At 64.1% G+C, this 11,486-nt stretch carries 11 protein-coding genes; 4 read left to right on the top strand and 7 right to left on the bottom strand.

Translation table 11 applies throughout. The annotated features are described in order from the left end of the window. Positions 1-10: 10 nt before the first annotated feature. The 7 genes from A0U93_RS12310 to A0U93_RS12280 all read right to left on the bottom strand — a co-directional run bounded on the left by A0U93_RS12310 (position 11) and on the right by A0U93_RS12280 (position 5,357). Positions 11-736: a glycosyltransferase family 2 protein gene (locus tag A0U93_RS12310; RefSeq protein ID WP_077808507.1), complete on the bottom strand. Its 726-nt coding sequence runs from the start codon at positions 734-736 to the stop codon at positions 11-13. A gap of 30 nt (positions 737-766) precedes the next feature. After that, entirely contained in the window at positions 767-1,297 is a 531-nt protein-coding gene (locus tag A0U93_RS12305; protein ID WP_077807599.1) for a F0F1 ATP synthase subunit B family protein, read from the bottom strand. Between the two features lie 11 nt (positions 1,298-1,308). Further along, a complete protein-coding gene (locus tag A0U93_RS12300; RefSeq protein ID WP_077807598.1) occupies positions 1,309-1,911 on the bottom strand; it encodes a F0F1 ATP synthase subunit B family protein in 603 nt (200 codons plus the stop codon). A gap of 20 nt (positions 1,912-1,931) precedes the next feature. Next, positions 1,932-2,156, bottom strand: a complete 225-nt coding sequence (locus A0U93_RS12295; protein WP_023977841.1) for an ATP synthase subunit C family protein — start codon at positions 2,154-2,156, stop codon at positions 1,932-1,934. Positions 2,157-2,211: 55 nt separating this feature from the next. After that, positions 2,212-2,961: a F0F1 ATP synthase subunit A gene (locus tag A0U93_RS12290; protein ID WP_077807597.1), complete on the bottom strand. Its 750-nt coding sequence runs from the start codon at positions 2,959-2,961 to the stop codon at positions 2,212-2,214. Between the two features lie 86 nt (positions 2,962-3,047). After that, positions 3,048-3,419 (bottom strand): AtpZ/AtpI family protein, encoded by a 372-nt coding sequence (locus tag A0U93_RS12285; protein WP_077808506.1) that lies wholly within the window; start codon positions 3,417-3,419, stop codon positions 3,048-3,050. Between the two features lie 132 nt (positions 3,420-3,551). Further along, positions 3,552-5,357, bottom strand: a complete 1,806-nt coding sequence (locus A0U93_RS12280) for a chloride channel protein (protein ID WP_371862852.1) — start codon at positions 5,355-5,357, stop codon at positions 3,552-3,554. Between the two features lie 120 nt (positions 5,358-5,477). Here A0U93_RS12280 and A0U93_RS12275 point away from each other — a divergent pair, with 120 nt between their 5' ends. The 4 genes from A0U93_RS12275 to A0U93_RS12260 all read left to right on the top strand — a co-directional run bounded on the left by A0U93_RS12275 (position 5,478) and on the right by A0U93_RS12260 (position 11,486). Continuing rightward, positions 5,478-6,257 (top strand): alpha/beta fold hydrolase, encoded by a 780-nt coding sequence (locus A0U93_RS12275; protein WP_077807595.1) that lies wholly within the window; start codon positions 5,478-5,480, stop codon positions 6,255-6,257. A 202-nt stretch (positions 6,258-6,459) separates the two neighbouring features. Then, positions 6,460-8,883, top strand: a complete 2,424-nt coding sequence (locus A0U93_RS12270) for a membrane-bound PQQ-dependent dehydrogenase, glucose/quinate/shikimate family (protein WP_245824875.1) — start codon at positions 6,460-6,462, stop codon at positions 8,881-8,883. Between the two features lie 144 nt (positions 8,884-9,027). Next, positions 9,028-10,320, top strand: coding sequence for a TolC family protein (locus A0U93_RS12265; RefSeq protein ID WP_077807593.1), 1,293 nt, complete (start codon positions 9,028-9,030; stop codon positions 10,318-10,320). Next, a complete protein-coding gene (locus A0U93_RS12260; protein WP_077807592.1) occupies positions 10,317-11,486 on the top strand; it encodes an efflux RND transporter periplasmic adaptor subunit in 1,170 nt (389 codons plus the stop codon). Before A0U93_RS12265 ends, A0U93_RS12260 begins: the two co-directional genes overlap by 4 nt.

The following is an 11,486-nucleotide window of genomic DNA, read 5'->3' as shown; positions in this document are numbered from 1 at the left end:
CTTTTTGTGTTCAGTGTTCGGTCAGGTGGCGTGGCAATCTGGTGCGGTTCTGCAACCACATGACACCAAGAAGATCCCGGATACCGACCAACGCGCGATTGAGGTTCGTATATTTCGACTGACCATGCAACCGGGCACGGTGCCTTGTTTCCACGCAGATGAGCGGCGCGCCGTAATGGCCAAGCAATGCCGGCAGGAAGCGATGCACGCCTTCGAACTGCGGAATGCGCAGGAAAGACCGTCGCGCAAAAAGCTTCATCGGCGCCCCGGTATCGGGACATCCGTCACGAAGCAGGCGCCGCCGCAAGCCGTTCGCAAAACGCGTTGCAAGACGCCGGGAGAGCCGATCGTTGCGCTTCAGACGGACGCCGACCACCAATGGCTCCGGCGTGCCTGCCGCTTCGGCACGTGCCAGCATATCGATGATGACGCGCGGGTCATCCTGCCCGTCGCCATCCAGCGTTGCGATCCAATGACCATGCGCCGCCTCGATTCCCGTCCGCAGGGCTGCGGATTTTCCGAGGCGCCGATCATGGCTGATGATACGCAGATCGGGAAGGAGAGTTTGACGCGCTTCGATGAGCCGCTTCACCGTGTCGTCACGACTACCGTCATCGACGAACAAAATTTCGGTATTGGGAAGTTGGCTGACAACGCCTGCCAGTTCCCGGCAGACCGGGACGACATTATCGCTCTCGTCGAGAACTGCGATGACAATCGAGAGACGCACGTTCATGACCCGATGACCGTCATCGAACACACGGCATCAAGCCGCGTGCTGACCACCGGGGTTCGACGTTTCATTGGAGGCGCGCAGCGCATTCGGAAGAGCATCGATGCTATGATCGAGGAATGCGTTGGCAGCGCCATGATCCTCAGCCAGATGTCTTGTCAGCACGTCGCGCACGGCATCGACTGCAACGGTCGCCGCAGTCTCACGCATTTCACGCAGGGCGGCACGCTCGGATGCCGTGATGCGATCCCGCGCCATCTGCTCGCGCCGTCCGGCAACAGCCTGCGCCTCGTTGCGTGCATTCTCCGCGATCTGCGCTGCTTCCGCACGAGAACGCTCGATCAGGGCCTGTGCTTCCTCAAGCGCCTGTTCACGCTCGCGTGTCGCGGCTTCAAGCATCTGCTCAGCCTCACGACGCAAACGCGCCGCTTCGTCGAGGTCACTGCGCACCTGCTCGGCGCGCGCATCGAGTGCACGCGTGATCACGGCCCACAGCTTCCGCCCAAACAGGACGAAGAAGAGGACGAAGGCCAGCGCCACATAAAACCGTTGATCGTGAAACATGGCGCTATTCCTTATCCAGCATGCGCCGACAAGCGCTCGCGAACCGCGTCGGCCACCGTGTCGTCGTTGACATGCGCGCCGCCGCCAACCGGATGAAACAACTTGGCAATCAACGATTGGGCCGTGTCCGTCGCGATATTCGGCAGACTGGCCATCGCATCACGATGTGCCGCAGCGATACGTGCCTCCGCGGCAGCGATATCGTCGTTCAGACGACGGTTCATCTCATGCGTCTGCGCTTCAGCCGCCTGACGGGCCTCCTGCACCACGCGATCAATATTGGCTTGAGCCTGCGTCGCGGCATCGTGACGCGCACGGCGTAGCTCGTCTACCGCACGATCGGCATCGTCGCGCGCACGGCGGGCGATATCCAGATCGCCTTCGATACGATGGCGACGGTGCGACAGCACACGTTCGACGCGCGGCAGGGCCGAGCGGCTGAGAATGACGTAGAAAACCACAAAAATGACCGCGCCCCAGACAACCTGCCAGAGCAGGAACGGGTCGCGGAAATCGAGCTGTGGCATACCCGCCGCGACGGCGTGCCTCGGCACGATGCCGAGCGCGAGCACCACGGCCAGCGAAACGGTCAGCTTGCGTGACGAGATACGCATGGAAGCGGCGGCCTTCGGGATCAGACGAACAGGATCAGGAACGCGATCAGCAGCGCGAACAGCGCGACGGCTTCCGTCAGCGCGAAACCCAGCATGCCAAGGCCGAACACGTGCGGGCGAGCTGCCGGGTTACGCGCGATCGAGCTGACCAGCGTCGAGAAGATGTTGCCGAGGCCGATGCCCACACCGGCGAGAGCGATAACAGCGATGCCGGCGCCGATTTCACGAGCAGCGGAGACGTCCATGGGTCGAGTTCCTTAGGTTGGGAAACGAATGAAGCAGAAACGCGGGAAGTGGCGCCTAGTGAGCCACGGCCTCGCGCAGATAGATGCAGGTGAGAATGGCGAAAACATACGCCTGCAGAACGCCCACCAGCAGTTCCAGAGCCGTCAGTGCAATGTTGATGACGATCGGCAGCACGGCCAGCACATGGCCGATCGCACCGAGACCCGCCAACATCAGCGTAAAGCCGGCAAACACTTCCAACAGCACATGCCCCGCCATCATATTGGCGAAAAGTCGGATCGACAGGCTGACGGGCCGGGAGAGGAAAGAAAGAATCTCGATCGGGATCAGCAGCGGCGCCAGGATTTTCGGCGCGCCTTCCGGCATAAAATGCGCGAAGAATGCCAGTCCCTGAAAACGCAGCGACGCGAGGATAGCGACGATGAACACCATCATCGCCATCGCGAACGTCACCACGATATGGCTTGTGAATGTAAAGGAGTAAGGCAGCAGACCGAGATAGTTGCCGGCCAGAATGAAGAAGAAGATGGCGAAGACGAACGGAAAGAAGGCCGTGCCTTCATGCCCCATCGTGTCCACGGCCATGTCGTGGATGAAGTCGTATCCCATCTCGGCTGCTGCCTGCAGGCGGCCGGGTACGACGGCTGCCGGGCGCATGCCCAGATAAAGGAAACCAAGAACAAGCACGACAGCGACGATCATGAACGCCGGCGACTGGCTGAAATGCAGTACCTCGCCGACCTGTCCAAGAATCGGGTGCAGCTCGAACTGGCCGAGTGCGTCAATCGTTGATCCGGCCGCCAAGCTGGCTCTCCCGCTTACTCTGCACATACCCCGCCGCACCCTGAAGGACGCGACTCGAAAAATTCGACCGCCGATGGGCGCTCAGATCAATTGCCCAGACCGCTCCCGGCCTTGCTGACCGATCGCCAGACATTGAGCATGCCTGCCACGCCACCAAGCAACGAGAACAAAATCAGGAACAGGGCGCGAAACCCGAGCCAGTAATCCAGCCCGTATCCGACCGCCACGCCGACCGCAAGTCCTGCGACAAGCTCTGTCCCCATGCGCAGGGCAGCACCGAGAGCGGAAAAATCCTCCCCCGAACCCGCGCCTTGAGGTGCATCGGCACTTCCCGCCCTCTTACCCGCCAGCCGTGCCTCAGCCTGAGCCAGTCTCTGATCGAAACCGGCCGGACCGCCACTGGATGGCGAAGAAGCGTTCAGGTCGTCCCGCGCGCTCACGATTCCATACCTCGTCATGCCTCCCTCGATGGGAAACATTGGTGTCGGCGCTTGCTACCGGCCATACCCGCCCCTGTCAACGTGCGGTTGAGGGCAAAGCCGTCTGTTCGTGCGTTCACAATCTCGCAATGTGCCGACAAACACCGTTTCCTATGTCCGGCGACGGCGCTCCCCGGCCAGTTCGCGTCGGGTCCGATCCAGTTCTTCCGCATAGCGGCGTAATGTGTGCTGCTCCGTCAGGATGCCCGTCACACGATACGAATCGCGGTCGTCGACCACCACCAGTGCATCCGCCTCCGCGCGCTCGAATGCCGCGGCGGCCTCGCGCACGTTCATCTGCGGCAGAAGAACATCGCAGGAATGGATCGCCAGCGCGGAAAGCGGCGCGTCGCCATCGTGTTCGGGCGCATGCAACTCCACCACCGGCACGAGTCCCTTGTAACGCCCGTCCGCGCCGGTCAGGACAACGCGCTGCGCCGCGCCAAGCGGAAACAGGACGCGGGCACGGGCGATCGTGGTGTCGGCCCCCAGCGTGCGGACCGATGTGCGCATCATGCGACGCACATTCAACGTGCGCATCCACCCGATATCGACGGCGGAACGAATCGATTCGCCGCGCAGGTGGAACCGCCATGTGGCGAACGAATAGCCGAACAAGCGGCGCACCGTGAGCAGCGACAGCACGCTGGACAACAGGACGCCGCCACTCAACGTGAGATCCCCCGTCATTTCCAGCGCCAGACAGACCATCGTCATCGGACTGCCGATGATCGCCACCGCCATCGCGCTCATGCCGATCGTGGCGCAGGCCGCGGGCGACAGATCCTGCAACCCTGCCCATCCGAGAACGGCGCCCGCGATGTTACCGGCAAGCACCCCGAGATAGAGCGAGGCAAAGAAGAGACCGCCACGGAATCCCGATCCGATCGAGATGCACGATGCGGCGGCCTTCAGCAGAAGCAGCACGATCGCCCAGCGCAGCGTCAGATCGCCGTCGAAAACGATGCGCATCGCAGCATGGCCGGCCGACAGGACGGACGGCGTGATGATGGCCATGCCGCCAACCATTGCGCCACCCACGGCCGGTCGCAGCCATCGTGGCAATGGGAGCCGCGAAAAGGCGCTTTCCGTCAGCGTGACGCCCTGCATGATGCCGATCGCGGCCAGCGAGGTGACAAGCGCGATCAACGCCACTTCGACCCCGCTCGACACAGTCAGCACGTCGCCAGCGGGGATGACGACAGCCGGTGACACGCCGCCGAAAAACCGCGTGACACCGACACCGCACAATGCCGCCACGGCGACGGGCGACAGGCTGACCAGCGAATAGGCGCCGATCACCAGTTCGAACGCATAGAACGAGCCCGCCACCGGTGCATCGAAGGCGGCCCCGATCGCGGCACCGGCACCGGCACCGACCAGCACGCGCAGATCCTCCCGCCGCACTCGGAAGAACTGGCCGAACCAGGAACCGAGAGCGGCAGCAAGCTGGCTGAATCCCGCCTCCAGCCCGATGGAGGCGCCGCCGCCGTTGGATATGACCGTCTGCGCCGCGACGATCAGGCTGTCCGGCACCGACATTCGACCGCCATACAGGGCATTGGCCTCGATCGGATCGACGGGCCGCCGTTTCAGCCACGGCGCGACGACCAGGCTGAACAACCCCATCGCCAATCCACCCAGGACCGGCACCAGAAGCGCCCGCAGGGGCGTCAGATGGCCAAGCCCCGACAGGCGCCCGTCATTGTCGAGCGCGAACAGCCAGCGGTGCGCCCAGAGCGTGGAGCGCGTTATGATGACGACGCAAATGCCCGCCAGCGCACCGATGAATGCCGAGAGGGCGATCAGCCAGATCTCGTCCGCGCGGACCAGAGCGCGCCAGTGCTTCGGCGCATGCCACATACGCCGCAAACTTGGTATGACAGGTCGGCGATGCTCGGCGGAGGAAGATGACAAGGACCGTTTCTCGACTGCAAAAAGCGCCGTTGGATGACGCCCTCTCTGACAACAAGACTTGCATGGCGCAGCGACAAAAGAAACATTGCGGAGCTTTGGTGGAAGGGAGTGACAACGACCATGCGGCTTAACGTCATCGAGCGTCGGCCCGAAGGAGGAGAAACGGGCCTGCCCGTCGTGTTCCTGCACGGGCTGTTCGGTCGCGCCCGCAATCTCGGTTTCCTGCAACGCCAGGTCTCCCGGACACGACGCACCCTGGCGCTCGACCTGCGCAGCCATGGCGAGAGCCCGCATGGGCGGCTGGACTATCCCGCCATGGTCGGCGACGTCATGGAGACGCTGGGCGCCTACGACGCGCTACCCGCGATCCTGATCGGCCATTCCATGGGCGGCAAGGTCGCCATGGTCATGGCACTCCAGCATCCGGAACGTGTCGGCGGCTTGCTGGTCGGCGACATGGCGCCGGCCCGCACGGGACATGGACAGGGCGTGCTGGGCGAAGCGATGCTGCATCTGCACTTTCCGCCATCCCTCGACCGCCAGGAGGCGACCGAACTCCTGCAGACAATCGCGCCACGACGCGAAGTCCGCGACCTGATCCTGCAGAATCTTCGCCTGGGCGATGCGCCCGGCTGGGAAATCGGCCTGCGGGAAATCGTCGATTCGATGGCCAATATCGAGAACTGGCCCTACATGCCCGAAGGCCATGTCTATGACGGTCCAACCCTGTTCGTGCGCGGGGAGAACTCGCCCTATGTCGGGCCGGAGCATCTGGCCGTGATGGGACGCCTGTTCCCGAACTATCGGCTGGAGACGATGGCGGGGGTCGGTCACTGGCTGCATGCGGAAGACCCAAGACGCTTTTCGGAACTGATGATGACGTTCCTCGCCGGTATCTGACGCCAGCCCCAGGCTCCCTTCCACCATGCCCCGCACAGGATGACCCGCGGGTTCGGCCGTTGCTTCAATGTCACGGTCGCGACCGGCCGTCGAAACCGCATCCACAATGTGGCCGCAATCCGGAAACCGTACGTCACGAATTTTGTTGACCCGTCAAAGCAATGGACGTCGCCGGACGTCCTGTCTGACGGGAATCCTCAATTTGTCACGATTGCGATCGACCGCCCTGCCGGTCCGACTGACCGCACTCCTCCTGCTTCTCATCGGGCTCGCCCTCCTTTTGCCGGGGCTCTATCTCCTGAGTCTGGGGGGCACTGCCTATTACGCCATCGCCGGGGCGCTAACCCTCGTCAGCGCCAAGCTGATCGGTATCGGTCGGCGGGAAGGCCTGTGGGTTTATGCGCTGATGCTGGCCGTAACGCTGGGCTGGGTTCTCCTGACGGTCGGGCTGGATGGCTGGCGCATGATCCCGCCGCTGGCGTTCCCGGCGGGCGTCGGCCTGTGGGTGTTCGGTCCCTGGGTCGGCGGCAAGCTGACCGACCCGATGCACCGCACGCGCGTCAATGCCAGGGTGATTGGCGGCATGGGCGCGTGCGTCCTGCTGTTCGTCTTTATGTTCGCCTGCGGCTGGTTGATTACGGCCACGCGCTATGTTCAGCCGAACATGTTCCCGACGCGCCATCTCAACGCCGCACCCGTCGGGGCCTCTGCGGAAGCGAAGAACGACTGGCAGTTCTATGGCGGCGCGCCATCCGGCCAGCGATACGGCGAACCGACGCAGATCGATGCAGCCAACGCGCATTCGTTGCAGACGGCCTGGACGTTCCACACCGGCGACATGCCCCGCCCCGGCGAAAATTCGCGCGGCCGCGAATTCAGCTTCGAGGCCACGCCGATCAAGGTGGGCGACAATCTCTATTTCTGCACCCCGCATCGTGACGTCGTCGCCCTGGATGCGACGACCGGCAAGCAGGTCTGGCGCTACAGCCCGGGCGGCAACTTCGACAAGAACATCTATCAGGCCTGCCGTGGCGTTTCCTATTTCCATGCACCGGAGGGCACGCCCTGCCCGCACCGTATCATCTCGACCGTCTCCGGCTCCCCGCCCACGCTGATCGAGATCGACGCCGATACCGGCAAGCTCTGCCCGTCCTTCGGCGATAACGGTGTGGTCGATCTCCGGCAGGACATGGGCGCGATGCCGCCAGGATTCCATTTCATCACCTCGCCCCCGATGGTCATGAACAATCGCATCATGCTCAGCGGCTGGGTGTATGACGACCAGTCCGTCGACGAGCCCTCCGGCGTCATCCGCGGCTTCGACGCCACGACCGGCAAGCTGTCCTGGGGCTGGGACATGGGCCATAATCCGGCCAACCGGCCGCTCGATCCGGGCGAGGTCTTCACACGCGGCACCGCGAACGGCTGGGGCGTCTATACGGCCGATCCGGCACTGAACACGGTGTACGTGCCGCTCGGCATCGCCACGCCGGACTATTTCGGCGGCAAGCGCCGCGACTTCGACGAGAAATACGACAGTTCCCTCGTTGCGCTGGACATCACCACGGGTGAGGAGAAATGGCACTTCCAGACGGTGCACCACGATCTGTGGGATTTCGACATCCCCGTCGGGCCGTCACTGGTCGATCTGCCGGATGAACACGGGCGGATGACGCCTGTCCTCGTGCAGACCACAAAGCAGGGCGAATTGTTCGTGCTCGACCGTCGGACGGGCAAGCCGTTCTATCGCGTCGAGGAACAGGCCGCGCCCGGCGGCGACGTCCCCGGTGAACGATATTCCCCCACCCAGCCGCATTCGGTCGAGATGCCCAATCTGCGCAATCATGAAATCGGCGCGGACTGGACCTGGGGCGCGACGCCTTTCGACCAGATGGCATGCCGCATCGGCTGGCAGAAGATGCGCTATCACGGCCTCTACACGCCACCCAGCCTTCAGGGCACGATCGGCTTCCCGGCCTTCGACGGCGTGGCGGACTGGTATGGCGCCAGCATCGATCCGGAACATGGCGTGATGTATGTCAACACGACCTTCATCCCTTTCCTGATGACGCTCGTGCCGCAGGACAAGGCGCTCTCGAAAGGCCTGTACAAGCCGTGGAGCGGCTGGAACCAGCCTTATCCGGAGCCGGTGTTCACCAACAATCCGCAGCATGGCCTGCCTTATGCCGCGGTCATCAAGCCCTGGCTCGGCATCTTCGGCGCCCCCTGCCTGGCGCCGCCATGGGGCAAGACGCAGGCGATCGACCTCGTCAATCGTCGCGTGATCTGGGAACGCGCGCTCGGCACAACGAAGAACGTCGGCCCCGGCAGCATGCTGCGCATGCCCGTGGGCCTGCCGACCGGCATCTTCAGTATGGGCGGGACCATGACCACGCCGAACGGCCTGGTGTTCATGGGAGCAACGGCCGATCAGGCGTTCCGTGTGATCGACGGTCGCGACGGCAAGGTGCTGTATGAAACCGAACTCGACGCCGGCGGAAACGCCACGCCGATGACCTATACGGGCAAGGACGGCCGCCAGTATGTCGTGCTTGCCGTCGGCGGGCATGGCGGATTGAAGACCCGTAACGGGGACGAGGTCGTCGCCTTCGCCCTGCCAAAGTAGCCGGGTCGCATGGCCGCCCGTATCGCGACAGACGGGAGGCCATAGCGTTCACATTTGCAGGAGCCGGCAGGCTTATCGATATATTTAGGAACCTGCCAAGTTTTGTTATACACAACGCGGACGGGTTTCGTATGACTGTGGACCATGTCCGCATGTCTGCCCCGACGTCGAAAACGGCTGCTGCCGGTTCGTCCGCCCAACTTTCCCACGCTGCATCGTCGCCTGAAATCCGGCCACCTGTTCGCTGCCATGATCGCCTCCGCCGCGCCTGCAAGCGTTCATGCGGAGAGCCTCCACGATGCCATCCAGGCCGCCTGGACGATCGACCCCGTCAACCGTGCCAATCACATCGACGCGGACGCCGCCCACAAGACGGCGACCGATGTCGATTCCTGGTTTCCGGGCGGCCCGATTCTCTCCGGCGAGTATTTCGACGATCACTTCATCGGCAGCAAGGTCGGCTACACGACCTATCAAGGCGGCATCAGCGTGCCGCTGTGGTTGCCGGGACAGGGTACCGCCACGGTCAGGAACGCACTCGCCGATGAGGCCGTCTCCCGCGCGCGGGTGAAAGTGCAGCGTCTGCTCGTCGCCGTGCATGTGCTGGACCTCACCAGCACCGCCGCGCTGCTGCAACGCGAGATCGGTAACCTGACATCCGCGCGCGACATCCTGGACCGTTTCGTCCTGTCGTCGCGGCAGGCATTGCAGAGCGGCGAGATCGCGGCGACGGACCATGAAGCGATCATCGGCGAAAAGGAGGATCTCGACAGCCGGATCGACGAGCAGAAGCAGCGGCTGGAGAGCACGCGCGCGGAACTCGAAGGCCTGACGGGCTCCGATGATATTCCCGATCTCATGAGCCTCGACGGCCGTACCCTGGCCGCCAGCGGCGCAATGCTCGATCCGCAGAACGACCCGCGCATCCAGATGGCCGACGCCGTCGCGCGCGGCGCCCGCGCATCGTTCGACGTCGCCAGGCACTCCTACATGCCCAACCCGGAGGTCGGCGTCATGCTCGCGCGGCAGGAGCAATACGGCAGTCCATGGGACACGCAGATCGGCGTGCAGTTCCAGATCCCGCTGCCGAGCAAGGCCCGCAACACGCCGATGGTGATGAAGGAGGTGCGCGCCATGGGTGCCGCCGATCGCGATGCCACGCTGGCGCAGCGCAAGGTCCGGGTGGAATACCGCCAGACCCGCGCGCAACTGGCCTCCGCGCTCGACATCCTGCGCCACGCCCGCGCCACGCAGACCGCGCTCGACAGTCGCGCGACCCATCTGCAACAGGCGTGGCAGGTCGGCGAGGCACCCGTCATCGAATATATCCGCGCCCGCCGCGCGGCGCTGGATGCACGACAACGCGCAGTGCAGGCCGACGTGATCTGGCATGCCGCGATGGTGCGTATCCTGCTGATGGCGGGACAGACCCTATGACCGCCTCCCGGCGCGGCGCTGCCTTCCTTGCCCTTTCCCTCCTCGTCGCACCACACGCCATCGCACAGGAAACCTGGCCGAGCGCGCCGATTACGATTGCTGCCGATGCGTTGAAGACGGAAGGTATCGAAACCGGCACCGCCCGGCCTGGTCGGCTGCCGCCGCATATCGATGCGCCCGCCTATGTTGCGCTGGACGAGCGGCGGGTGGTGCGTATCCGCCCGGTCGGGTTCGGTCGCGTGCGGTCCGTCGAGGTCAGCACGGGAGAACCGGTCAAACGCGGACAGGTCCTGCTGACCTATGACGATTTCAGCCTGAGCGACCAGAAGCAGCGCCTGCTGAGCGCGGAGGCGGCCTTGCAGCAGGCCGGCGCGCTGGAAAAAGAAGCCTCGCTCGCCTACAGCCGCGCGCGCACGTTGCAGGGCGGCGCGGTCTCCGCCGGTGAGGCGCACCGGCGATTGTCACGCCTGCAGGACGCGCGGGGCCTTGTCCAGCAGCGGGAAGCCATGTTGCAGAACGAGCGCGAGCGCATGGCGCGTTTCTCCTCGCGGACGGAACAGACACGCGGCATTCTTTCCACCGTCGTCTCGCCGATCGACGGCGTCGTGCGGCGCATTTCCGTAACGGCGGGCGAGGAGGTCTCCAGCGGTGCGCAGCCGCCGGTGGAAGTCGACGACCTGTCGAAAGTCTGGGTAATCTCGCAGATCGACGAAGCGGATGCGAGCGAACTCACAAGGAACAGCCGGCAGCTCACCTGGTTCCGCCCCGACAGGCCGCCGATCGAATCGCGCATCGACATTATCGAAGGGAGTGTCGATCCCGCGACGCGGCATGTGCTCGTACGCAGTCTCATTCCCAACGATACGCAGGCCTTGCGGCCGGACATGCTGGTGCGCACGCGGCTTTTCGCGGCCGGTGACGTCGGCGGCCAGCTCGTCCCCGCCATCGCCTTGCAGACGATCGGCGAGAAGCCCTGTCTATTCGTCCGTACCGGCGCGGACCAGTATGTGGCCCGCCATGTCGGCGTCGGCCCGACACTGGAGGGCGAGACGGTCATCACCTCCGGCCTGAAATCCGGCGAGACGGTAGTGACCAAAGGCAGTTTCATCCTCAAATCCCAGGCCCTGCTGTCCCCGGCGCCCGACCATCCCCGAAACGCCGGCTGA

It is taken from the genome of Neoasaia chiangmaiensis, from assembly GCF_002005465.1.
GTDB lineage: Bacteria > Pseudomonadota > Alphaproteobacteria > Acetobacterales > Acetobacteraceae > Neoasaia > Neoasaia chiangmaiensis.
The sequence above is the reverse complement of the archived record's forward strand: the minus strand, read 5'-3'. Positions and strand labels throughout refer to the sequence as shown.

What these genes read in the sequence shown, in the direction of transcription:
- A0U93_RS12310 (WP_077808507.1), bottom strand. Translation starts at nt 736, where the DNA reads ATGAACGTGCGTCTCTCGATTGTCATCGCAGTTCTCGACGAGAGCGAT.
- A0U93_RS12285 (WP_077808506.1), bottom strand. Translation starts at nt 3,419, where the DNA reads ATGACGAGGTATGGAATCGTGAGCGCGCGGGACGACCTGAACGCTTCT.
- A0U93_RS12295 (WP_023977841.1), bottom strand. Translation starts at nt 2,156, where the DNA reads ATGGACGTCTCCGCTGCTCGTGAAATCGGCGCCGGCATCGCTGTTATC.
- A0U93_RS12260 (WP_077807592.1), top strand. Translation starts at nt 10,317, where the DNA reads ATGACCGCCTCCCGGCGCGGCGCTGCCTTCCTTGCCCTTTCCCTCCTC.
- A0U93_RS12275 (WP_077807595.1), top strand. Translation starts at nt 5,478, where the DNA reads ATGCGGCTTAACGTCATCGAGCGTCGGCCCGAAGGAGGAGAAACGGGC.
- A0U93_RS12300 (WP_077807598.1), bottom strand. Translation starts at nt 1,911, where the DNA reads ATGCGTATCTCGTCACGCAAGCTGACCGTTTCGCTGGCCGTGGTGCTC.
- A0U93_RS12305 (WP_077807599.1), bottom strand. Translation starts at nt 1,297, where the DNA reads ATGTTTCACGATCAACGGTTTTATGTGGCGCTGGCCTTCGTCCTCTTC.
- A0U93_RS12265 (WP_077807593.1), top strand. Translation starts at nt 9,028, where the DNA reads ATGTCCGCATGTCTGCCCCGACGTCGAAAACGGCTGCTGCCGGTTCGT.